Origin of the sequence: Flavobacterium panacis (assembly GCF_024649945.1) — a bacterium.
Taxonomy (GTDB): Bacteria; Bacteroidota; Bacteroidia; order Flavobacteriales; family Flavobacteriaceae; genus Flavobacterium; species Flavobacterium panacis.
In genome coordinates, this window is sequence record NZ_JANKMS010000005.1 from 231,967 (window position 1) to 255,812 (window position 23,846).

Sequence of the window (23,846 nt, forward strand, 5' to 3'; positions counted from 1 at the left end):
CTCATTTATTTGAGTTGGGGTTTTTCGTTTTATATTAACTTTCAGGATTACCCATTTTATGAAGATGTTTAAAATGAGAAAACATCATTTCTAACAAGGTTTTATGATGATAGGGTTGCTTAAACTCTTTTGTTGTTTCTTCGATTATTGAATTTATTTCACTGTAATTAGTATGGCATACATTAGGAAAAAGATGATGCGCTGCATGACAATTTGAACCACCACTTAGAAATCTAGCCCAGCCTTTATCTGCATTCCAATCACAGCTAGTATGAAGCTGATGAACCGCCCAAGTATGTTCGAGAAACTCTCCTTCAGGCTGAGGATAATCTGCACCATCAAAAAAATGTGTTCCAACCAACATAATAATAAACACCATCGATGTAAAAGCGCTAGCAGTAAAATAACTCCAAACTATAAAACTCCATTCAAAATGAGAAAATAAAATGGGAAGAATTAAAACCAGAGAAAAATAAAATATCTTATAGAATAGAAATCTAAAATACAACTCTACTTTTGGAACACCTCGCTTCATCCAATTATATTCGTTTGAAAATAAATATACCCAATCACTCATAAAAACAGAATGCAGCAAAGTGAACATGTAAACAAAAGGTGCATAATAAGCTTGATATCTATGCATGGGTTTCCAAGAATGTGTTGGTCCCAATCTCAAGAAAGGATTCTTGTCAATATCGACATCGCTTCCTTCTACATTTGCATATAAATGATGCGAACGTATATGTCTTAAACCCCACAACATTGGATCAATACCAACAGTGAGAAAACTAAGAAAATGCAGAACTGAGTTTGCTTTTTTATTTTTGAATGCAGTATTATGTGAAGCATCATGGCCAAAACTGAATCCTATCAACAATCCTGATAACTGAAAGACAACATACAACAGCCAAAAGCTCATTTTATTTATAGAATTCGAAAAAAGTGCAAGGTATGATAGATAACAAACAAGTGTCCAAAACAATCCTTTAAACCAAAATCGGGCATCTCCATAAGAAATAATTTTACCCTGAAGTTGTTCATAAACTCGCTGTTTCAATGTAGAGAAAAAGAGTTTTTCCTCCTCAGATTTACTGAAATATTTAGCTTTCATAAAAAATGTCTTTTTAAAATTACAAGACAAACCTATTGCAATTATCGCAGTTGAATTTGTGTAAAGCAATAAAGATTTTTATTAAATTTGTGATTATCGCAAATCATGAAAACACAAGAATTATTCTTAAAGGCAATCAGAAACAAAATCGCTAAGTCTGTTTCTTTAATAGATGAAATAGCTGCTGTATTAGAAATCAGTTATGATGCTTCACATCGAAGGATTTCTCAAAAAAGTAAATTTTCGATAGACGAAACTGTCAAACTTGCACATCATTATAATATTTCTTTAGATAAATTATTTTCTAAACAAGAAAAAGTAATTGTCGAAAAAACTATTGAGATTACAACAATGAAAGACATGTTGCTCTATTTTAAATCATCGGCAGAGCAAATCGAAATATTGACAAAAAATACTGGCACCACTTTATTTTATTCTGCCAAGGATATTCCATTATTTTACTTTATGGATGGAACAATTTTATCCAAATTCAAAGCATTTGTCTGGTTGAATCTTTTGAATAATGAACAAAAAAAAGTTTCGTTTGAAAACTTCGTCATAGAAGAATCTTTCTCTGAATACATGCAGAAATTAAAAAAAGTCTACGAAAATACTATTGTAAACGAGATTTGGAATGACACCACTATAAATAGCAGCTTACAGCAAATACTCTATTTTTATGAAGCTGGTTTACTCAAATTAAATAGTGCAAATGCTTTATTGAAAGACTTGAAACGAATTATCAATGTAATTCAGGAAAAATGCAATAATCCTTCTAATAATTTTTCGATTTATTATAACGAGCTTATTTTACTGAACAACAACATGCTTATTGAGACAGAAGAGAGATTAACTATGTTTGTTCCCTACACTCTCTTGGGGTATTTTATAACTGATAATGAAGAAAGTTGTAAAAATGTTCATCAGTTTTTTAAGCAGCAGATTATCAATTCGAAACCTTTGAGACAATCCGGCATCAAGGAACAAAATCTTTTCTTTAATCGAACTATTCGAAAAATAGAGTATTATGCCGAAAAAATAAACTCTCAGGTAGATTTACATTTTTAATTAATCAAACAAAAGTACCGCTTTCATTGAGCTTTGGGCTGATTTTGATTTTCCTTTAAGTAAGTTCAAATTTCTTAATTCTTACTTACACCCCAAAAAAACAAAAATAATCCGCACTATTTATTTAAAAATATAAAAAAAATATCACAATTTAACAATCCCGCGTTTTATTTATAACCTTTTTTTAATACTTTTGAAATCAATCAACCAAAAAACAAACTAATCATATTCCCTTGAAAAATTACCAAAAACAAATCATTTATCTTTCAATATTCACGGGCTTTTTCAACATATCGCACTTACATTCCCAATCTGTTGAAAAATCATCATTGTACGATTACTTCGATGAAGCCGTAGGAAAAGACAACTTAAATATCAATAACGGAATCGTTCATAGCGAACCTTTTCGTCCTTTGGCTGGCAAAAACAGGTATTATCTTGACGAGTTCAATCTTGAAGACATCAGCTATGAAGGTCAGATTTATACCAAAGTAAATCTGAAATACGACATTCTGCTAGATCAGGTTATCTACAAACAAAACGGATCATCGGAAAACTTACCGATTAACTTAATTACAGAAAAAGTCGATTATTTCTTTATTAAGAATAAAAAATTCGTCAATCTTAAAGACGAGTCAATAAAATTTCCTTCTACTATAAAAGGAATTTACGAAGAAGCTTATGTTGGCGACAATGTTTCTCTCTATATTAAACATTCTAAAGAAAAAGTAAAATCACTACAAGCCGATCTCATTCACTACAATTTCATTTACAAAATAAACTACATCTTAAAATACAATAACTTTTTCTATAAGGTTGAAACAGAAAGGGATTTTAAGAAGATTTTTCCAAATTATAAAAAAGAAATAAACAGTTTTTATAGTACTGACAAGAAATTAGAACGTTCCAATAAAGCGCAATTCATGGAAAATCTAACGAAACAAATCAATGGTCTTTTAAAAAAAAGTTCTAATTAAATGAAAAAAATTACTCTTATTCTATTTTTAATAACCTTTCAACAAATCATACATTCTCAAATTATTAGCGACAAAATATCGGTTGAATTTAAGAATGCTAATTTAAAAACTGCTGTTCAGGATATTGAAAAAGTGTCTTACTATAAGTTTTTCTTTGATGAAAAATGGTTTGAAAACGACAGTACTTCTATAAATAAAAAATACAAAGAAGTAAGAATTGCAGAAGTTCTTGAAGAGGTTTTTCAAAATACAAGTTTTAACTTTTACATTTCTGACAACAAGGTTATTGTCACAAACAATAGTATAATTTACAGCCAGTTACCTGATGATTATTTTGGAATTCCTCTTGAAAGAGATGAAAATGGACAAACAACAACTCCGATATTTTATCAGCAATACGACTCTATAAAAAAGACAAATTCGCGAAATCCTAACAAGAATATTAGAGATCTTGTTCTGATTGGTAAAGAAGTTAAAAATCAAAAAAAGAAACCTACTTATACCTTATCGGGCTTTATACGAGGCGGAAAAAACAATTCTGCACTTGCCAATATTATTGTAAAAGTACCCAATTCTGAATTTACTGCTTCAACAGACAAAAAAGGATATTACAGCTTGCAGGTTCCTGGAGGTTTAAACGTTATTGAAACTGAGAGTTTCTCATACAATAAAGTGACCAAAAACATCATGGTTTATAATGATGGCTCATTAAACTTTTCATTAACAGACAACATAAATCAACTGGATGAAGTATTAATCAAAACCAATAAAAGCAAAAGTGCTAAATCTGCTATAACAGGCGTTACTACTATTGATGCTGAAGGAATTAAAAATGTTCCGTTGGTACTTGGAGAACGTGACATTCTTAAAGTTGCCTTAACGATGCCTGGAATAAAAACAGCAGGAGAAGGTTCTGCCGGATTTAATGTAAGAGGAGGAAAAGAAGATCAGAATCTATTTTTATTAGATCATGCAACTTTATACAACCCATCTCATTTCTTTGGTTTTTTTACTGCATTAAATCCGTATACAACCAAAAAAGTTGACATCTACAAAGGAAGTATTCCTGCCGAATTTGGAGGAAGACTTTCATCTGTTTTTGATATTTCATCTAAAAGTGGAAATGTAAACGAATTTCAGGGAGAAGGTGGTATTGGGCCTGTAACGAGTAATTTAATGCTTTCTGCTCCTGTTGTTAAAGGGAAATCAAGCTTAATTTTTGGAGGACGAGCAACGTACTCAGATTATATTTTAAAAAGTTTAGATGACGAAAATCTAAAAAACAGTCAGGCTTCTTTTTACGATTTCATTCTTAAATACAATCATAAAATAAACGCCAATAATGACATTGAGTCTACTCTATATTACAGTCATGATAAATTTAGCGTTTCTTCAGACTCGTTGTATAAATACAGCAACAGATTAGCAACATTAAAATGGAACCATACTTTTAATGACAAAAATAAAGGCTCTTTAATCGTAACAAATAGTGAATACAAGTTTAATATCGATTACGAATCTGAAGGAATAAATAATTTTGATTTTGGGTATAAAATCGACGAGACGCAGGCAATGCTAAAGATGATTTATCTATTCAATTCGAAACATAAATTCAGTTACGGTATTTCTACAAAACTGTATGCTGTAGATCCAGGATATTTAAATCCGAAAAATCCGCAGTCTTCATTGGTCCCAGTTGATATTCAAACCGAAAGAGGCTTAGAATCTGCTGCATATGTTGGTGATAATTTTAAAATAAGCGATAAATTTCTTCTCGATTTTGGTTTGCGATATTCCTATTTCGCTGCTTTAGGAAAATCTACTCAGAGAATTTATGAAGAAAATTTACCCATTAGCGATGCCACAGTAATTGACACCAAAACGTATGGCAACAATGAAACCATCAAAAGCTACGGCGGATTTGAACCAAGAATTGCTGCCAGATATTTTATTACTGATGATTTTTCTGTGAGAGCGAGTTATGACAAAACCTTTCAATACATTCACTTATTGTCTAATAATACAACACAATCTCCGACCGATATCTGGAAATTATCAGATTTGAATGTTAAACCAGAAAATGCGCAACAAGTTTCTTTAGGTCTTTACCAAAACTTAAAAAATGGGGATGTTGAGCTTAGTTTAGAAGGATATTACAAAAGATCTAAAAACATTCTGGATTACAAAGTTGGTGCTGAATTATTACTTAACGAAAATATTGAAACCGAACTTTTACAAGGAGAAGGGAAAGCTTACGGTATAGAGGTTTTACTAAAGAAACAAGTAGGAAAATTGAACGGTTGGATTGGTTACACTTATTCAAGATCTTTAATCAAACTTAACAGTCAGTTTCAGCAGGAAAAAGTAAATGACGGAAAATATTTTGCTTCTAATTTTGATAAACCACACGACTTTAGCGCTGTATTAAACTACAGAATTACAAAACGTTACAGTTTTTCAAGTAACTTTGCTTATCAGACAGGAAGACCAATTACATATCCTATTGGAAGATATGATTATGGCAACGAGCAATATACTGTATACAGTGATCGTAACAAATTTAGAATCCCTGATTATTTTAGACTAGACCTTGGTTTGAACATTGAAGGAAATCACAAAATCAAGAAGTTAGCTCATAGTTTTTGGAATATTTCGGTTTATAATGTTTTAGGAAGAAACAACCCTTATTCTGTGTTTTTTATTACTGACAAAGGACAAATCAAAGCCTACAAAACATCTATTTTCGCTATTCCAATTCCAAGTATTACTTACAATTTCAAGTTTTAAAACCATGAAAAAATACATATATAAAATCTCTTTATTTTTAATTCTGACATTTGCTATTAGCAGTTGTACTGAACAATACCTTTTTCAGAACACGGATTTTGAAAGTGCGCTTGTAGTTGAGGGAACCATAACAAACGAATTTAAAAATCAAGTTATCAGACTTTCACAAGTCTATCAGCTCGAGGAAAATGGGCCAAGAATGGAAAAAGGCGCCAATGTGTTTATTTTAGACGATCAGGGAAACGAATATCAGTTTGCAGAAAAAGATACTGTTTACGAATCTATAACACCTTTTAAGCCAGAACCCGGAAGAAAATATCAATTAAAAATTAGAACCAGCGAAGGTAAAAACTACACTTCTGACGAACAGGTTTTAACAACTGAAACTAAAATTGATAATGTAACGGCTACTGTTGAAAATATTAATGGTCAGAGAGGTGTGCAAATCAATATAAACAGTTTTGACCCTAGTAATACTTCAAAATATTATAGATACGAGTATACCGAAACCTATAAAATTATAGCACCTGTATGGGATTCCAGAGAAGCAGTTATGGAAAACACCCCTGGCATTCCAGCAAATCCTATAGATGGGATTCCAGAAGTTCCTCCTGGAGAAAAAATTGTAGTAAGACCTAGAAACCGAGAAACTAAAACTTGTTATTCTACCAAAAAATCAGACTATATTATTTTAAACAATACCAATAGCCTTAGTGAAGATCGCGTACACTTTCCTGTTCGTTTCATAAGCGATCAAAGCTATATAATCTCGCATCGATACAGCATTTTCGTCAGACAATATGTTCAAAATTTAGCTGCCTATACGTATTACAAAACTTTGAAAGATTTATCTACTACAGGAGGTATCCTTTCACCAAAACAACCTGGATTCTTTTATGGAAATATAAAATCTGTAGAAAATCCTTCAGAAAAAGTGATTGGTTTCTTTGAAGTTTCTGCAGTTTCTTCAGAAAGAATTTTCTTTAATTATGTTGATTTATTTCCAAACGAAAGGCTTCCGCCATACTATGAAACAGATTGTGACATTAGAAACTTTGTAGATTGCGAAGGATTTCCTCCTTGTAACGGACCACAGTTGCGCGGAATAATAAGATCCCGAGAATTAGTATTAGTATCTACTAATTATACTGATCAATACGGAATGGTAAAACCTCCTTGTGGTGACTGCACTACATTTTCGTCTAATATAGTTCCTCCTTTTTGGATAGATTAATCTTTATAAATTCAATGAAACACGTTTCTATACCTATTCAGACTACTATTCTCAACAGAATCAAACAGTTGATTCTGTTGAGTTTTCTGTTCATTCAAAATGGTTTGGTTTTTGCCCAGAATTCACTAAACAAAAACACTGCACCAGATATCTCAACCCAAGAAACAATTTTTCTGCACGCCAATACGACTACTTTTTTGACGGGAGAAACATTATTCTTTAAGTTATATTGCCTAAACCCGCTAAACAACAAAACAAGCCAAGTTAGTAAAATTGCCTATGTTGAATTTGTAAACAGCGATAAAACGTCTATTCAAAAAAATAAAGTTTACCTAGATAATGGAATAGGAAGTGGTGACTATTTTATACCTACAACCTTAAAAACTGGGAATTACAAAATTATCGCATACACAAAATGGATGTTAAACAATGTTCATTCGCAAAAGCATGAAATAGACATTTTTATTATAAATCCGTTTCAGACTCAAGAGGAAAACGACAATATCACATTTGATCTCTCTAATCCACAGAAAACAGCTGCAACTGTTGCAACGACGAACTCCAATTTAGGAAACGACAAAAGAATCGATCTTGAATTTGATAAAGAAAGTTATTATACCAGAGAAAAAGTAAATTTAAAACTAAAAACTCTAACAGAAGCAACAGAAAGAGGAAGCTATTCTGTTTCAATTCGAAAAACGGATCAAATTCCGACATTAAAGCAATTGACTTCTCCGGAATTTACTAAAAAATCTGCCGAAGCCTATGTTAACACTCCTAATACTTTTGACAATATTCCCGAAATAAGATCTGAATTAATTACCGGTTATATTACATCAAGTACCAACGGAGATTTAAGCAACAAATCGATCGCTTTATCATTGCCAGGAAAAGAATATGTATTGAAGATTGTTAAGACTAATTCTCAGGGGAAATTCGCATTTTTATTAGATCAATTTCCAAATTTCCCAAATGCTATAGTACAGGTAATTGATGAAAAAAGAAGTGAATACACTGTTCATTTAGATGGTTTTCCAAAGTTTGATACTTCTCCTTTGCAATTTACATCAAAACTTAATTTATCACCAGAATTAAGAAAAGATATAGAAGAAAGATCAACTGCAAGTCAAATTCAAAATGCTTACTATCAAATAAAGAAAGACAGCTTGGTTACTGAGGCCGTTATGAATCCTTTCTTTACGACTATCGAAAAATCGTATGTATTAGATGATTACACTAGATTTCCTACTTTAAAAGAAAACATTGTTGAAGTTATTGTTGAACTTTATTATAGAAGAGAAAATGGTAAATATCAGCTGCACATTAGAAATAATCAAAAAGATTTAATGATTTACGGACCGCCATTAGTGCTTGTTGATGGGCTTTTAATTCAGGATCCAAGCGATCTTTTCGATTACAATATGGCAAATGTCAGCAGAGTCAGTTTAATCACCGAACCTTATGTTTACGGTCCAAATTTATATGGCGGATTAATTAGCTTTGAAACCAAAGACAATGAATTTTCTACAAATTATGCCAGAAAATATCTAAAAACAATGGAGATTCAACGTCCTAATCCTGAGAAAATCTATAATAATCCTGATTATGCAGCAGGCAATAAATTACAAAGAATTCCAGATTACAGATATCAGTTGTTATGGAAACCTAACATCAAATTAGACACAAAAGAGGATAGCTTATCTTTTTACACATCTGATTTAAAAGGAAATTTTGAAGTTGTTCTGGAAGGTTTTACAGATAATGGGCAACCTGTTTATGTTTCAAAAAACATTACAGTAAAATAAAACCTGTTTGTGGTGACTGTACAAAGTTTTCGTCTAATATTGTTCCTCGGTTTGGATAGATTAATTCTTTAAAATGCATGGAATGCATGCTTCAACAAGAGTTAAATTACATAAAAAACTAAAGGTATTTTTATACTTTATTTAAAGAAAAAAAATACCTTTAGTCTTCCAAAAATAAATTTTAACTCTCAAACCATCATTATGGCTTATACCGTTTTACAAAACACAAGAATTAATACCGGAGATTTCATTTTCGAACACCCTGAAACTGTTACTTATCCCGTACCTCCATTAGTTTCAGCTAAATTTTATACGCCAGAAGGAGGACCGCTTACTTTAAAAATCAGTGCTACTTTATATATAAACTCTGAAGATCCAAATAATCCAACTGTTGAAGAACCTACAGAAATAGGAACTACTTTACAGATGTTTTTTGACTACGATTTCTCTGAAGAAACTCCGGAGAGTTGTGATGTTTGGTATGTTGAAGTTGACTACACTTCTGAAACCGTTAAAAATATCACTGAAGTTCTTTCTTTCTTAAAAGATATTGACCCTGAAACTTCAAGAGGAACTGAGACAAAAGTCACAACTCCATAAAATTCAAATAAACTGTAATCATCAATAAAATAATGTAAAAAGGTATAAAACACCTATATTTCATTGATGATTTCAATATCAAAATAAACATCTGAATGTCTAAAAACAGTTTTTTAATATTTTTAGCACTGTTAATTTTTCCGATTTTTCTTTTTTCACAAAATAAAAATTGTGAAGAAGTTATAAAAACTAAAATTAAACTAAAATCTCTTGAACACAAGTCTGAAGATAATTTCAGGAAAGCTCAATATTTTTATACTACAAAAAATTGGGATTCTACTTTAGTTTATTCGATGAAACAATTAAGCGCTACAAAAAAAACAGATCTAACAGATTACTGTCACTTATTAAGAGGTCTTAGTTTTAGACAATTAAAATTATTTAAGGAAGCCGATAAAGAGTTTTTATTAATCTCCAAAAAATTCGTTTTCTATAATTATATCGATAACTACTTAGCTTGCAACTATATTGATTTAAAGGAATTTAAAAAAGCCATTCTTCATTTTCAAAAAGTACTTGAACCTTCAACAGAAAATAACGATTGCTATATATATAGTGTTTATGGCAATCTTGGCATCTGTTATCTTCATTTAAATCAATTTGATAAAGCGGAGTATTATTTATTAAAAAATTCAGAAATATTAAAAAACAGTAAGGATACACTGCCGCTTATAAATTCTTATTTTAATATTGCTTCTTTGTATTATGAACAATATAAAGATGCTCAAGCCATTCCCTATTTTGAAAATGCTTATAAATTATCAAAACAAGTTAAAGATCTCGATACCAAAAGAGTAGCTGCTAAAAACATGGCCGTTGTAGAAGAAAATAGAGGCAATTTTAAGGTAGCTCTAACTTATCGAAAAGAATCTGAACAATGGAAAGATTCTTTGAATAACCAAAGTAAAGTTTGGGCTGTTGCCGATTTTGAGAAAAAATTTGCCGTTGCTCAAAAACAAAAGGAAATTAAGGTTCTTCAGGTTGAAAATAAACTAAAAAATACTCAACGTAATGGATTCTTTTTTACTGCAATTGGGTTATTATTACTTTTAACCGGTGGTGTTTATGTGTATGCTCAGAAAGTTAAAAGCTCAAAAATCATATTGCTTCAAAAAAACAAGCTGGATGAACTTAATGCCACAAAAGATCAATTATTTTCTATTGTAAGCCATGATTTAAGATCTTCTGTAAATGCTTTAAAAACAAGCAATGCAAAATTGTCTTCTACCTTAGAAACCAAAAATTACGAGGAACTAAATCAATTAATTGTACAAAATAGTGGTATTGCAAATAGCGCTTATAGTTTGCTGGATAACTTATTACATTGGGCTATGTTGCAAACCAAACAATTATATTTTCAAAAAGAATCTGTACACTTATATTCTATCGTACAACAAATTGAGTATAATTATAAACCATTGCTACTGGACAAAGGAATTTCATTCGAAAATTCGGTTTCAAAAAATATTTTTATCTTCGTAGATCTTGATTCGGTAAAAATTGTGCTTCGGAATCTATTGGACAATGCTATTAAATTTTCTAACGAAAATGGAAAAATAAGCATTTATTCAGAAAACGATACTAATGCTTCTTGTCAATTAATAATTCAGGACGACGGAATCGGAATGAAACCGGAAACTATTGAAGCATTACTTTCTGATAGCGAATTACTTTCTAAAAAAAGCAATTCTGAAACCATAGGAACTGGTTTAGGATTACAATTGTGTAAGCAAATGGTCAGGAAAAATGATGGTCAATTAGCCATAGAAAGCAATTTAAACAAAGGAACAAAAATGATTCTGACTTTTCCAAAAACAGCAAACAATGGATAATATTCATGTTTTAATCATTGAAGATACACCAGAGCAAAGTGATGCCTTAAGTAAGGTATTGCTAGAAAACAACTTTACTGTTGTTGGAGTTGCCAGAAACTTTACCGATGCCTTAAAACTTTTTTACGAAAATACTATCGATATTATTATTATTGATGTTTTTTTAGATGGAAAACCGGACGGAATTACCTTTGCAGAATCGATTAATATTATTCCTAACGCTTCAAAACCCTTTGTTTTTCTGACGAGCTCACAGGACCGCCAGATATTTGAACGCGCAAAACTTACAAAGCCTTTTAGTTTCCTAATGAAACCATTTAATGAGCTTGAAATTCTGTACGCTATAGAAATGGCCGTAGAGAAGTTTTATGCACAGACAAATGTATTCTTGAGTGAAGAACAAGATACTGTAATCAGCAATGATTTTTTATTTATAAAAAAGAAAAACGCCTTAAAAAAAGTATCTTTAAGCGACATTCTGTACATTGAAGTTGAAGAACGTTACTGTAACATTATTACCGAAAAAGAAAAATTTGTCATTTTAATTTCACTAACTAAAATCAGTGATTTATTAGATAAAAATAAATTCATCAGAACACATCGCAATACAATCGTCAATTCAGATAAAATTGAAGAAATAATTCTAGCCGATAATCTTATTGTTTTAAAAGGAAATCATAAAATAAACCTTAGTGATACTTATAAAGATTTTATAAAAAAAATCAATATTTTATCTTAACAAACCTCTAAAATCCTCTTTAAACAAAGGGGATTTTTCTATTAAAGACGAAATTTCTGTCCTTCTCATTTTAAAAAAAGATTTCATGACATGAAAAAAGGCACTCATGACATTTTTTGATTCTTCAACAAAAATCGAAATTACTTTTACAACCGAAACAAATAAAATAATAGTAGATGAGAATCGAATTAATTAGCCAACCCGATATGAAACTTTTAACTCTCGCAAAAAAAATAATTAACAATCCTTGGATTGGAGTTACGATCTCATTAGTAGCTATTATTATTTCTTTATATAAAATTCTGGATGATATAACAGTAATGAGATTTGAATATATTGTATTAGCACTTGCATTTCCGATTTACATAAAATCGCTCAAAAAGATATTTGACGATATCTTAGATACTTCTGAAGATTACTTGGATTAAGATTTTTGCCCCCATTTTAATCAAGCAATTGCAACCTGAGGCACGCTTGTTAAAAACCCCAATTCAATATTCTGAATTGGGTTTTTAATTTTTTTACTATTTCAAACGCAACCTTTTCAGCTTTACAAGACTATTAATTAGAAACCTAGTTAAAAAGTCGTCAAAATGAAAAATTTCACACTAAAAACTGTTGCATCAATACTTCTGCTTTTTACAATTTTACTTTCTGGATGCGCTTTTGAAGATAACCTTCATAATGAAATCGCACTTGATTCTGGCAAAGCCGGAGCTCCAATTAAAAAAGACTCTGAACTTTATCAAACCTTACAAAAGACAACCGCTCAGGAAACAGCAGAACAGGGAGAAGAACCACCATGTGTTGAGTTTATTTATCCGTTAAATTTAAGATTGTATGATGCGAATCTGAACATCATTGGCATAAGAAACATAAACAGCGACGCACAATTTAGTACCGTTTTAGAAAACCTTCCAAGTGATCAATCGTTGAGTATCAGCTACCCTATTACTACAACTTTGGCAGATAACACAAAATACGCTGTAAACAATAATGCCGAATTAAGTATTGCTCTTAAAAATTGTACAAGAGATGATATCATTCAATATTGCAATAATACATTTGCCCCTCCTACTGAAAATCCCACAAAATTTTTCTGGAGAGTAAAATATGCTGAGACCAATGATAATACTTATTTCAGTGGTAAATTTTCAATAAATCCAGGTAGCAGTTTAGTTTTCTATTACAATAATAAAGAATACAATGGTTCTTGGTTCTTTTTATTTGTTGACGATAAAATCCATTTAAATATAAAACTGGAAGGCGATTCACAAATTGCAAAATACTGGAGTTTTGATCAGGAAATTGAAATGGAAGGGACTAATATTTTGATAAAAACGCTTCCTAAAAACATAAATCTTGAAATTATGTTTATTCCTCAAAAAGTATATAATATTGGTGATTTTGGACCTTCAAATGGAATTGTTTTTTATGACAAAGGTGAATATAGTTTTGGATGGCGCTATATTGAAGTTGCTGCAAAGGATTTAAAAGATTCTGAATGGGGATGCTCTAATTCATCTATAATCAATGCACGAAATACAGAATTGGGAAGCGGTTATTACAACACCGCCCAAATAGTAAATTATCATGATAATCTGGTAAATTATTATTTAAACCCTTCCGTTTGCAATAGCACAAATAACGGAACCGTTTTGGCAAAAGATGCTACAAAATACACTCAAAACTTTTACAATGATTGGTTTTTACCTTCTATTGATGAATTAGAGCTTATCTATAAAAATCTTTATTTAAAAAATCTGGGAGAACTAACCGATTTTAACTATTGGACTTCTACCGAAACAGATAAAAATTCAGTACGCACAATTAATTTTAAGACGGGAGAAAAAAACACAACGTCAAAAGTACCTGAAAAAAACACAGTCAAAGCCAGAGCAATAAGATACTTTTAAATATCAAAAATAAGAACATTGTATTTCATATATTTAAGAACCATAAACCACTGATTTTTTTGAATTTAGACCAGCTCATAAAAGGTTGCATCAGGCAAAACCGAAAATCACAAGAAGAACTTTATAATCTCTATTATAAAAATCTTTTTGTGATAAGTCTAAAATATTGCCAAAATGAGCTGGAAGCAGAAGACAATCTCCATGATACCTTTATTGAAATATTTATCAACATCAAAAAATTCAAAAATACAGGAAGCTTTGAAGGCTGGATGAAAAGAATTTTAATCAATAAAGCGATCAGCAGATACAAAAATTCTTTTTTTCTTACCTCTATTAAAGATGATAATCTACCAGAAATCACAATTAATGATTCTGAAATAGATTATCCAATAGAATATCTGTTATCATTAATACAAGAATTGCCCCATCAATATCGGTTAATTTTTAATCTCTATGAACTTGACGAATACAGTCACAAAGAAATTGCCGAAATGCTTTCTATAAGCGAAGGCACATCAAAATCTAATTTACATAGAGCAAAATTAATTTTAAAAGAAAAGATCACTTCAACAAAGTCGTTCCATAACTACCAAGCAAACCATGGAAAATAGAAAAGAAATAGGTAAAATATTTAAAGACAAATTAGAGCTTTTGGACAAAAGTCCGAGCAATAATGTATGGACTTCAATTGAAAGCGATTTAAACAAGAAAAGAAAAAGACGTCTTTTGTTCTGGCTTATTCCCAGTATATTACTAATAGGACTTGCTACTTCTGTATTCTTTTTAGAATTAAAACAAAATGAAGATAAACCATTGCATTTTGAAAAAAACAAAACCGTTACCGAGCAATCAAATACAATAAATGACAAGCAACAGTCTTTGGAAATTAAAAACGAGACATCGCAAGATTCTGTAAATAAGATTATTTCAACAAATAAGTCAATTGCAAAAAAAACAATTGGGAACTCAACTGAAACCAAAACAACAATTAAAAAAAGCAGAACCGAAAAACTAATCAAACAATCTTCAAAATTAGTAGCCACAACAGACGAATATGAAGAATATGAAGTGGTAAAAAAATATAAAGTAATCATTAGAAAAAATAAAACCGTAACAACTTCTAAAAAGCCTAATCATTCTTCAGAAAAACCAGAGAATGCTTCAAAAAAAGCAAATAATATTACTAAAAAAACATCTGTAATTTCTAAAAAATCAAGTACTAAAACGGGAATTAAAAACCCAAAAAAGAACATTTCAAAAACCAAAAATAAGAAATCGACTATTCAAAAAAGACAGGATGATTCTGTTATTTTTAAACAAAACGAGCCGATTAAAACTGAGAATTCAGAAAATAACAAACCCAAAACAGAGAGAGAAATTTTAGAAGATTCAGAAAATCCTAAAACAATTAAACAAGACAGCATAATTGCTAAACAGGAGAAAAAAACAACTCCTAAAAGAGAATATATTAAAAGAGAATATCCGGAACAAACAAAGGAAAATGAACCTGAATATTCCGTTTCAGTTTTCTATGGGCCAGCTATTTTTGGCTCCTTTTCAGGGAAATCAACGATAAATGAGTCTTTTGATGATGTTTCAAAAAGCCATCCTATAACTTCTCATTACGGATTTTACTTCAAAACTATGTACGGAAAATATGGTTTCAAGGCAGGATTTTCTAAAATAAATTTAAAAATATCCAATCATTTGAACAGCCAATCTCCTATCAATTACGAGAATATGGTTTTGAGCAATAATGATATTTATAATGTTATGGCAAATGATGAAGATATTCGATTAGTCCAAAAAATATCCTATTATGAAATTCCTTTAGAATTCAATTATGCAATTAAGAAAGATGAAACTCCATACGGAATTGAAGCTTTTAGCGGATTCAGTGTTCTGATCTCAGATGCAAATCAACTTTATCTTTCTTCAAATAATTTGAAAAACGAAGCAATTGGTTCTACTGAGAATTTAAATAAAATGAATTTATCATTAAATTTAGGAATGGGATTCTTTTATAAATTAAATGACAAATTCCAATTAGATTTTAATCCAATTCTTAAATATTATCTAACCCCTTTTAAAGATTACAGTTCACTAAAACCCTATAGTTTCTCGATTCAATCTGGGGTAACATATAAATTTTAAAAAAAATAATTATTTTTTGTAACTTTTTCGATACTCCTTACGTATAACCATTTGTACACTTTAAAAAATAGGGAGACACAACATGAGACAACTTAAAATCACCAAGCAGGTAACTAATCGTGAAACTGCATCGTTAGATAAATATCTACAAGAAATTGGAAAAGTTGACCTAATTACCGCTGATGAAGAGGTAGAATTAGCACAAAGAATAAAGGCTGGTGATCAAAGAGCTTTAGAAAAACTAACAAAAGCCAACCTACGTTTCGTAGTATCTGTGGCTAAACAATATCAAAATCAAGGATTAACTCTTCCGGATTTAATTAATGAAGGAAACTTAGGTTTAATTAAAGCAGCACAACGTTTTGATGAAACTCGTGGTTTCAAATTCATTTCTTACGCTGTATGGTGGATTCGTCAATCGATTCTTCAAGCATTAGCTGAACAATCTCGTATTGTACGTTTACCATTAAACAAAATTGGTTCTATCAATAAAATCAACAAAATGTATGCGTTATTAGAGCAATCTAACGAGCGTCCGCCTTCTGCTGAAGAAATTGCAAAAGAACTTGATATGACTGTTAACGACGTAAAAGAGTCTATGAAAAACTCTGGACGTCACCTATCTATGGATGCTCCACTTGTTGAAGGAGAAGATTCTAACCTTTATGACGTATTACGTTCTGGCGAATCTCCAAATCCAGATAGAGAATTAATTCACGAATCTCTTCGTACTGAAATCGAACGTTCTTTAGAAACATTAACTCCAAGAGAGGCAGATGTTGTACGTTTGTATTTTGGACTTGGCGACCAACACCCAATGACTCTTGAAGAAATTGGTGAAACTTTCGACCTAACTCGTGAGCGTGTTCGTCAGATTAAAGAAAAAGCAATCCGTCGATTGAAACACACTTCTAGAAGTAAAATCCTTAAAACTTACTTAGGATAACAATATTAAATTTCAAATTTTTAATCCCGAAACTTCGGGACCAAATTCCAAGTAACAATTGGAATTTGGTAATTTTAAAATTGGAATTTTACCCCAAACAACAGTTTGATTGACTGTTCGTTTTTTGATTGATGATTGAAACTCCGGCTGATTACCGGAGTTTTTTATTTTTTAGCCTAAAGAGTTTTCTATCGCAAAGAGCGCAAAGAATTACGCTAAGTTCTCAATCTAAGAAAAAATGCTCGCAAAGTCGCAGAGTCGCAAAGTTTATTACTCTTTGCGACTCTGCGACTTTGCGAGATTCTTTAAAAAAACTTTGTGTGCTTTGCGTAATTCTTTGCGCTCTTTGCGGTTAAATTTCAATCCCAGTTAAAAAAAATTATCTTTGTAAAAAAACAACACACACTACACAATGAAAAATACATTTATTGCTCCTTCTGTTCTTGCTGCAGATTTTGCTAACCTACAGCGCGATGTTGAAATGATTAATAACAGCCAAGCTGATTGGTTTCATATCGATATTATGGATGGAGTTTTTGTACCGAATATCTCTTTTGGAATGCCGGTTTTAGAAGCTATTTCAAAACATGCAAAAAAATATATCGATGTACATTTAATGATTATCGATCCAGATCGTTACATCAAAACTTTTGCTGATCTTGGCGCAAATGGACTAACGGTACACTATGAAGCTTGTACACACTTACAAAGAACACTTCAAGCAATAAAAGCTGAAGGAATGAAAGCTGGCGTTGCTATGAATCCGCATACTAATGTTGATTTATTAGAAGATGTTATCAATGACATTGATGTTGTTTGCATTATGAGCGTAAATCCAGGATTTGGCGGTCAATCATTTATCGAAAACACTTACGACAAAGTAAAGAAACTAAAAGCTTTAATTACACGTAAAAATGCTTCAACACTAATCGAAATTGACGGTGGTGTAACAAGCAAAAATGCCAAACAATTAGTAGAAGCTGGAGCAGATGTTCTAGTTGCAGGAAGCTTTGTTTTTAAAGCCGAGAATCCAACACAAACCATTGCCGAGTTAAAAACTCTTACTAGTTTTTAATTTTATATCTAAAAACATAAAATCAAAAAGTCCTAAAAATAATTTTAGGACTTTTTGATTTATCATACTATACTAATTTTACTTAGGCTCAATCCAATATGGATTTGCCTTAAGCTCTTCAACAATATATTGAATAACTTTTTGTGCCTTTACACTATTCCCAAATTTATCTAAAGGAGGCGAAATAACCGCAATTCCAAATTTACCTGGACATACTGCTAGCATTCCTCCGCCAACACCACTTTTTGCAGGAAGGCCCGAATTAAACAACCAAATACCTGAATTGTCATAGAGTCCTGCAGTCGCCATTACTGGCAACGTATACATTACTGTAGATTGACTTACCACTTTTTTCTTAGTAACCGGATTAACTCCACCATTTGCAAGTGTGACAGCCATTGTTGCTAAATCTTTTGCATTAACATTCAATGCGCATTGTTTCGTATAAATATCCGTAGCCTGAACAGGATCAAAGTACATTCTGCCATAAGCTAACAATAAATGCGCAATAGCCTGATTACGCAAATTATCTCCAGCCTCACTAATATAAACAGGACGATTTATGGAAAGTTGCCTTCCTGCAAAGTCGCTTTGGATTTTCATAATTTCTCTCCATTTTGCTACAGAGTCATTACCTCGAACAAGGCTTGTTGCTGCGATAGCACCAGGATTTACAAGAGGGTTAATTTTATCTCCTTTATGCATTTCTACTGCAACAATAGAATTAAAAGGCAATCCTGTCGCATCTACACCTATTTTATCTTGCAAAACTAAAGGCCCTTGTTCTTCAATTATTTTGGCCATTGTAAACACTTTCGATATACTCTGTATAGAGACCATCGAAGTTATATCACCTTTAGTATACACCTTTCCGTCTGTAGTGATAAGTGCAATTCCAAAAATATTAGGATCAACATTGGCTAATTCTTTTATATAGTCAGCGTTTTTTCCTTCTTTTAAATCTTTAAATTTATTAAAGGCATTAGTAAGGACACTTTCTATATTTTGCTTTGTTAAAATTGTTTGAGAGTAACCTTGATGTGTGATGAAAACGATCATCAGAACAACAAAAAACATTTGTTGCTTTATTCTAAGAAAAATGTAAGACATGATATTTTTGGTTTAAAATTAGTCTTTTAAACAGGCAAATAAAAATTACCTTTTATTTTTCATGGCAATACATTCTTTTCAATACACTTACAGCGTAGATAATCAATATACTATTTAAATTAAAAATTTTTATCGCTTTTCAAATTTTTTAGATTTGGGAAGAAATCAATTCCTGTCATTTTTTCCAAAGTTTCAATTGAAACAACGAAATCGTAAATTGACTTATCGCTTTTTTCATTTGGAACCAAAAATGCAATTGCTTTGTGCTCTTTTCCCGATTTGGCTAAAACAATTTTATAGAAATATTTAGGAACAGCAACTTTTTCTGTTCCTATTTTTTTGTCCGTATCTTTCGCAATTCCGCCAGTTACGACATAAATATCATTGTATTTTCCTGCCCAATAACGAGTCTTCTGCTCTATTCTATTCCAGATTCCGGCATTAAATTCTTTTTTCTGAGGCGAAATGTTTGAAGTGTAAAAAGTATCATTATAAGCACCTTTATTAAATTCCATATCTCCTGCTGGGCAAAGATGTCCTTTATCATATCCTGAATTTTTATAATTTCTCCAATCTGCAGAACCTGTTGTTACTTTTGGATCTTCAATAAAGTAAGGCCTTTTATAATCGTTGTTTTTCAGGAATTCTTTTTTAAGTTCATAAGCCACCCATTCTGCCTGTTCAAACTTTTCATTGTACGATAAAGTATAATATTGATGTTTTACAATCTGTTTGGTTGTCGAAGTAGGAAGATAAGCCACAGTGTACAAAGAGTCTGTAGTATTTGAGTTTCCTTTAAAAGAAATCACTTCATTATTACTTATTTTTTCATTGATTTCTACATTTTCTTTTTTACAAGAAAGCAATGCAAAACTCATCAAAATCAAACTTAAACAACCTTTCATAATTCTATTTTTATTGAGATAAACTTACAAAAAAACGCTCCATAAATTCAAAATTTATAGAGCGTTTTTAAACAAATTAAATTCATTTCGAACTTAAGACTTCACTAGTTTATCCTTTTTCATTTTAGGAGAAACATTGTTATTTTTCACCAATCCTTTTGGCTGTAAATCATCTAAAACATTTAAAGCTTCTTCTACATAAACGTCTTTAGATAATGCCTGATGCCAAGCATCTCTTTTTTCTTTTAAAGAAGCATCTGCTTTTGTTTCAGCTTCTTCATAAGGAAGAGACTTGAAAATCAGATTGTTTTTGTAATCTGAGATTGGTTTATATTTTTTCCCTTCGTTTTCAACTTGCTCTTGAGTTTGTTTGAAACTATTAATGTTCAAGCTGTAAACGTTTTCTTTATTCTTAACATCAATCCATTTTGCGTTATCGTCAATCAATTTGAATTGAGCATTTTGAGCAATTCTGTTTTTACTATTATTAATAGCTCTAGTAAAATTTTCATTAGAAGTCCAAGTGCTATAATCAGCTGGATCGATTTTATCCCAAGGCATTGCGTTGTCGATATCTCTCTCACCCATTTTTAAGTAAGCATAACGATCTGGCATCACAACATCACTATGAACACCTTCTAATTGCGTAGAACCACCATTGATTCTATAGAATTTTTGTCCAGTAATTTTCAATGCTCCAAGATCTCCGTAATTAGCATTACGAACAAATTGATTCAAATCTAATACATTTTGAACAGTACCTTTACCGTAAGTTTGTTTACTTCCGATAATTACACCACGTTTGTAATCCTGAATTGCAGCCGCTAAAATCTCAGATGCCGAAGCAGAAAAACTGTTTACCATGATAACTAATGGTCCGTCCCATTCGATTTTTTTATCTTTATCGTATAAAACTTCTTTCTTTTTACCAGCAGATTTTACTTGAACAATTGGTCCTTCTTCAATAAACAAACCAGCAATATCAACTACTGTAGAAAGAGATCCTCCACCATCATCACGAACGTCAAGAACAATTCCGTTAATGTTTTCTTTTTTCAGTCTTTCTACTTCAAGAGCAATATCTTTTCCGGCGTCACGTCCGTCTTTGTTTTCAAAATCGATATAAAATTTAGGAAGATAAATTACTCCATATTTTAAACCATTTTTCTCTACAATACTAGACTTCGCATATGTTTCTTCGATTTCAACAACATCTCTGATAATTGAAATTACTTTGATGCTTCCGTCCACTTTTTTCACTGTCAGTTTAACTTCAGTTCCTTTGTGTCCTTTAATTTTCTTTACCACATCATCTAGACGCATTCCAACAACATCAACAGGCTCTTCATTTCCTTGAGCAACTTTCAGGATTAAATCTCCTGCTTCTAATTGTTTTCCTTTCCATGCAGGACCTCCTGAAATCAACTCGTCAATTTGAGTGAAATCATTTTTCTTAGTCAAACGAGCTCCAATACCTTCTAATTTACCACTGATATTTACATCAAAACGATCTTTTTCTTCAGGTGCAAAATAGCTAGTATGAGGATCAAAACGTGTCATAATTGAATTCAAATACACTGAAAACCAGTATTCTCTATTCAAATCTTTAATTACACTAAAATTATCATCTAACGATTTTAAAGAGCTTTCACGTGTTTCTTTTTCTAAGGTTTCAAAAGATTTTTCTTTGTAAGCAGCATCTTTTTTCTTCTTTTCGTCTTCAATTTTTTGTTTTGTTACAAGAGAAGAAAGGGTAGATAATTTAATTTGTTTTCTCCATCTTTCATTAATCTCATTCAAGTTTTTAGCATACGGAATTTTCTCGTAATCAGCATCAAAAGTCTCATCAACATTATAGTTAAATGGCTGTGCTAAAATCGTTTTGTAACGTTTTTTACTTTCTTCCATACGTTTCATCAATCTTGTATAAGTCAGGTTGAAAAACGTGATATCCTTGTTCAAAAATTGATCGTCAAGCATTAATTCATATTGCTTAAACTCGTCAATATCAGACTGCAGGAAGAATCTTTTAGAAGGATCTAATGCCTCGATGTAATCTTTAAAAATTCCTTTCGAGAATTCATCATTTATTTCTGCTGGACTGTAATGTCCTTTTTCAATAACAAATGCTAGTAATTCTAAAAGTGTCTTGTCTCTATTCGGATCCGGGTCGATTGTCCTATCAGCATTCATCTTAAATGCAAATAATGTAAGCGATAAGCACAATACGGCTATGAGTATCTTATAATTTCTTTTCATAAACTTTATAATAGCATTCATCAATTTTTTTATCTAAGTTACGTTAAAAACTATGCCACGAGAGCTAACGTCACGATAATTTTTTGTTAAAGATATAAAAATGTTTAATTCGCAAAAAAGTTCTTTACCTTAGTTGACAAATTTTGCAATATTTGTGACGTATCATGCATAAACAGTCACTTTATTTGTTTTTAAAATCTTACAATTGTTAAAATTACACATAATACCTATAAAATGAAAATCCAAAAACCTTTAATATTAGTAACCAACGACGACGGTATCTTGGCTCCCGGAATCAGAGCTCTCATAAGCGTTATGGAAACAATCGGCGATGTAATTGTTGTTGCTCCAGATAAACCTCAAAGTGCTATGGGTCATGCCATAACAATCAATAATACTTTATTTCTAGATAAAATTTCCAAAGATGGTGACGCTATTGCAGAATACAGCTGTTCTGGAACTCCGGTTGATTGTGTAAAACTGGCAGTAAACGAAATCTTAAAACGCAAGCCTGATTTGTGTGTTTCGGGCATCAATCACGGTTCTAATTCTTCTATCAATGTTATTTATTCTGGAACAATGAGCGCTGCAGTTGAAGCTGGAATTGAAGGCATTCAATCTATTGGTTTTTCTCTATTAGATTTTGACTGGAATGCTGACTTTGAACAGATTAAATCATTTGTCAAAAAAATCACTTTAGAAACTCTCGAAAACAAACTACCTCCAGGGGTTGTTTTAAATGTCAATTTTCCAAAATTAAAAGAATCAGAAATCAAAGGAATTAAAGTTTGTCGTCAGGCGAAAGCCTATTACGCTCAAAAATTTGATAAAAGACAAACTCCTTTCGGGAAAGATTATTACTGGCTTGCAGGAAAATTTGTAAACGAAGATAAAGGCGAAGATACTGACGAATGGGCGCTAGAAAACGGATATGTTTCTGTCGTTCCTGTTCAGTTTGATCTTACTGCCCATCACTCTATTCAACAACTTAATACTTGGAAATTAAATGATTAAAGAAATAGGAATCGGTTTTTTAATTGGAATTTTTACTGCGCTTTTAGGCAGTTATTTGTTTATTACTTTTTTTACCACTTTTGATATTTCATCTGGTGTTCAAATCATCAGAAAAAATGGTTACATGGGAAAAATCATCACTCTGGGGACACTTTTAGATCTTGCTGTTTTCACCATTCTTTTAAAAAGAAATAAAGAATTCATGGCTCGCGGCGTAATTTTAGCGGTGATTGTACTAGCAATTTCTACATTAATTGTTTAAAATATTATCTTTGCTCATATCCCTATTTAATGGGATACAACTTTAGCACATT

The 23,846-nt window shown here is 31.3% G+C and carries 20 protein-coding genes; 16 read left to right on the top strand and 4 right to left on the bottom strand.

The window, feature by feature from the left end:
- Positions 1–34: 34 nt before the first annotated feature.
- On the bottom strand, positions 35–1,111 hold the full coding sequence (locus NQQ59_RS12845; protein WP_144215656.1) for a fatty acid desaturase family protein: 1,077 nt from the start codon (positions 1,109–1,111) through the stop codon (positions 35–37).
- A gap of 105 nt (positions 1,112–1,216) precedes the next feature.
- Between NQQ59_RS12845 and NQQ59_RS12850 the strand changes: the two genes are divergently transcribed.
- The 14 genes from NQQ59_RS12850 to rpe all read left to right on the top strand — a co-directional run bounded on the left by NQQ59_RS12850 (position 1,217) and on the right by rpe (position 18,244).
- Entirely contained in the window at positions 1,217–2,179 is a 963-nt protein-coding gene (locus NQQ59_RS12850) for a helix-turn-helix domain-containing protein (RefSeq protein ID WP_144215657.1), read from the top strand.
- A 329-nt stretch (positions 2,180–2,508) separates the two neighbouring features.
- Positions 2,509–3,156: a hypothetical protein gene (locus NQQ59_RS12855; protein WP_144221533.1), complete on the top strand. Its 648-nt coding sequence runs from the start codon at positions 2,509–2,511 to the stop codon at positions 3,154–3,156.
- The gene (locus NQQ59_RS12860) at positions 3,157–5,943 is read left to right on the top strand and encodes a TonB-dependent receptor (RefSeq protein WP_144215659.1); all 2,787 of its coding nucleotides are present in this window, start codon (positions 3,157–3,159) and stop codon (positions 5,941–5,943) included.
- A 4-nt stretch (positions 5,944–5,947) separates the two neighbouring features.
- Positions 5,948–7,177, top strand: a complete 1,230-nt coding sequence (locus NQQ59_RS12865; RefSeq protein WP_144215660.1) for a DUF4249 domain-containing protein — start codon at positions 5,948–5,950, stop codon at positions 7,175–7,177.
- Between the two features lie 14 nt (positions 7,178–7,191).
- Positions 7,192–8,982 (top strand): hypothetical protein, encoded by a 1,791-nt coding sequence (locus tag NQQ59_RS12870; RefSeq protein WP_144215661.1) that lies wholly within the window; start codon positions 7,192–7,194, stop codon positions 8,980–8,982.
- Positions 8,983–9,183: 201 nt separating this feature from the next.
- Positions 9,184–9,582, top strand: a complete 399-nt coding sequence (locus NQQ59_RS12875) for a hypothetical protein (protein ID WP_144215662.1) — start codon at positions 9,184–9,186, stop codon at positions 9,580–9,582.
- Between the two features lie 293 nt (positions 9,583–9,875).
- Positions 9,876–11,414 (top strand): tetratricopeptide repeat-containing sensor histidine kinase, encoded by a 1,539-nt coding sequence (locus NQQ59_RS12880; RefSeq protein ID WP_257698259.1) that lies wholly within the window; start codon positions 9,876–9,878, stop codon positions 11,412–11,414.
- Positions 11,407–12,153 (top strand): LytR/AlgR family response regulator transcription factor, encoded by a 747-nt coding sequence (locus NQQ59_RS12885; RefSeq protein ID WP_144215664.1) that lies wholly within the window; start codon positions 11,407–11,409, stop codon positions 12,151–12,153. Before NQQ59_RS12880 ends, NQQ59_RS12885 begins: the two co-directional genes overlap by 8 nt.
- Before the next feature lie 176 nt (positions 12,154–12,329).
- Positions 12,330–12,581, top strand: coding sequence for a hypothetical protein (locus NQQ59_RS12890; RefSeq protein ID WP_144215665.1), 252 nt, complete (start codon positions 12,330–12,332; stop codon positions 12,579–12,581).
- Positions 12,582–12,746: 165 nt separating this feature from the next.
- Positions 12,747–14,069 carry a DUF1566 domain-containing protein gene (locus NQQ59_RS12895; protein ID WP_144215666.1) on the top strand — a complete coding sequence of 441 codons (1,323 nt, stop codon included), beginning with the start codon at positions 12,747–12,749 and terminating at the stop codon, positions 14,067–14,069.
- Between the two features lie 59 nt (positions 14,070–14,128).
- The gene (locus NQQ59_RS12900; RefSeq protein ID WP_144215667.1) at positions 14,129–14,680 is read left to right on the top strand and encodes an RNA polymerase sigma factor; all 552 of its coding nucleotides are present in this window, start codon (positions 14,129–14,131) and stop codon (positions 14,678–14,680) included.
- Entirely contained in the window at positions 14,670–16,223 is a 1,554-nt protein-coding gene (locus tag NQQ59_RS12905) for a hypothetical protein (protein WP_144215668.1), read from the top strand. The genes NQQ59_RS12900 and NQQ59_RS12905 overlap by 11 nt, the downstream gene beginning before the upstream one ends.
- Positions 16,224–16,305: 82 nt before the next feature.
- A complete protein-coding gene (locus tag NQQ59_RS12910) occupies positions 16,306–17,169 on the top strand; it encodes a sigma-70 family RNA polymerase sigma factor (RefSeq protein ID WP_007804760.1) in 864 nt (287 codons plus the stop codon).
- A 412-nt stretch (positions 17,170–17,581) separates the two neighbouring features.
- Positions 17,582–18,244 (top strand): ribulose-phosphate 3-epimerase, encoded by a 663-nt coding sequence (gene rpe / locus NQQ59_RS12915; protein WP_144215669.1) that lies wholly within the window; start codon positions 17,582–17,584, stop codon positions 18,242–18,244.
- Between the two features lie 78 nt (positions 18,245–18,322).
- On the opposite strand, the gene glsA is transcribed toward rpe, so the two are convergent.
- The 3 genes from glsA to NQQ59_RS12930 all read right to left on the bottom strand — a co-directional run bounded on the left by glsA (position 18,323) and on the right by NQQ59_RS12930 (position 22,539).
- Positions 18,323–19,303, bottom strand: coding sequence for a glutaminase A (glsA, locus tag NQQ59_RS12920; RefSeq protein WP_222104917.1), 981 nt, complete (start codon positions 19,301–19,303; stop codon positions 18,323–18,325).
- A 170-nt stretch (positions 19,304–19,473) separates the two neighbouring features.
- The gene (locus NQQ59_RS12925) at positions 19,474–20,259 is read right to left on the bottom strand and encodes a DNA/RNA non-specific endonuclease (protein WP_144215670.1); all 786 of its coding nucleotides are present in this window, start codon (positions 20,257–20,259) and stop codon (positions 19,474–19,476) included.
- A 93-nt stretch (positions 20,260–20,352) separates the two neighbouring features.
- Entirely contained in the window at positions 20,353–22,539 is a 2,187-nt protein-coding gene (locus NQQ59_RS12930; RefSeq protein ID WP_144215671.1) for a carboxy terminal-processing peptidase, read from the bottom strand.
- Positions 22,540–22,752: 213 nt separating this feature from the next.
- Between NQQ59_RS12930 and surE the strand changes: the two genes are divergently transcribed.
- Positions 22,753–23,532 (top strand): 5'/3'-nucleotidase SurE, encoded by a 780-nt coding sequence (surE, locus tag NQQ59_RS12935; RefSeq protein ID WP_186296594.1) that lies wholly within the window; start codon positions 22,753–22,755, stop codon positions 23,530–23,532.
- On the top strand, positions 23,525–23,794 hold the full coding sequence (locus NQQ59_RS12940; protein ID WP_144215672.1) for a hypothetical protein: 270 nt from the start codon (positions 23,525–23,527) through the stop codon (positions 23,792–23,794). Before surE ends, NQQ59_RS12940 begins: the two co-directional genes overlap by 8 nt.
- Positions 23,795–23,846 lie beyond the last annotated feature (52 nt).

Excerpts from the sequence above, each read along its gene's own strand:
- NQQ59_RS12845 (WP_144215656.1), bottom strand. The coding sequence starts at position 1,111 with ATGAAAGCTAAATATTTCAGTAAATCTGAGGAGGAAAAACTCTTTTTC.
- NQQ59_RS12850 (WP_144215657.1), top strand. The coding sequence starts at position 1,217 with ATGAAAACACAAGAATTATTCTTAAAGGCAATCAGAAACAAAATCGCT.
- NQQ59_RS12860 (WP_144215659.1), top strand. The coding sequence starts at position 3,157 with ATGAAAAAAATTACTCTTATTCTATTTTTAATAACCTTTCAACAAATC.
- NQQ59_RS12865 (WP_144215660.1), top strand. The coding sequence starts at position 5,948 with ATGAAAAAATACATATATAAAATCTCTTTATTTTTAATTCTGACATTT.
- NQQ59_RS12870 (WP_144215661.1), top strand. The coding sequence starts at position 7,192 with ATGAAACACGTTTCTATACCTATTCAGACTACTATTCTCAACAGAATC.
- NQQ59_RS12875 (WP_144215662.1), top strand. The coding sequence starts at position 9,184 with ATGGCTTATACCGTTTTACAAAACACAAGAATTAATACCGGAGATTTC.
- NQQ59_RS12880 (WP_257698259.1), top strand. The coding sequence starts at position 9,876 with ATGAAACAATTAAGCGCTACAAAAAAAACAGATCTAACAGATTACTGT.
- NQQ59_RS12885 (WP_144215664.1), top strand. The coding sequence starts at position 11,407 with ATGGATAATATTCATGTTTTAATCATTGAAGATACACCAGAGCAAAGT.
- NQQ59_RS12890 (WP_144215665.1), top strand. The coding sequence starts at position 12,330 with ATGAGAATCGAATTAATTAGCCAACCCGATATGAAACTTTTAACTCTC.
- NQQ59_RS12895 (WP_144215666.1), top strand. The coding sequence starts at position 12,747 with ATGAAAAATTTCACACTAAAAACTGTTGCATCAATACTTCTGCTTTTT.
- NQQ59_RS12905 (WP_144215668.1), top strand. The coding sequence starts at position 14,670 with ATGGAAAATAGAAAAGAAATAGGTAAAATATTTAAAGACAAATTAGAG.
- NQQ59_RS12910 (WP_007804760.1), top strand. The coding sequence starts at position 16,306 with ATGAGACAACTTAAAATCACCAAGCAGGTAACTAATCGTGAAACTGCA.
- rpe (WP_144215669.1), top strand. The coding sequence starts at position 17,582 with ATGAAAAATACATTTATTGCTCCTTCTGTTCTTGCTGCAGATTTTGCT.
- glsA (WP_222104917.1), bottom strand. The coding sequence starts at position 19,303 with ATGATCGTTTTCATCACACATCAAGGTTACTCTCAAACAATTTTAACA.
- NQQ59_RS12925 (WP_144215670.1), bottom strand. The coding sequence starts at position 20,259 with ATGAAAGGTTGTTTAAGTTTGATTTTGATGAGTTTTGCATTGCTTTCT.
- NQQ59_RS12930 (WP_144215671.1), bottom strand. The coding sequence starts at position 22,539 with ATGAATGCTATTATAAAGTTTATGAAAAGAAATTATAAGATACTCATA.
- surE (WP_186296594.1), top strand. The coding sequence starts at position 22,753 with ATGAAAATCCAAAAACCTTTAATATTAGTAACCAACGACGACGGTATC.
- NQQ59_RS12940 (WP_144215672.1), top strand. The coding sequence starts at position 23,525 with ATGATTAAAGAAATAGGAATCGGTTTTTTAATTGGAATTTTTACTGCG.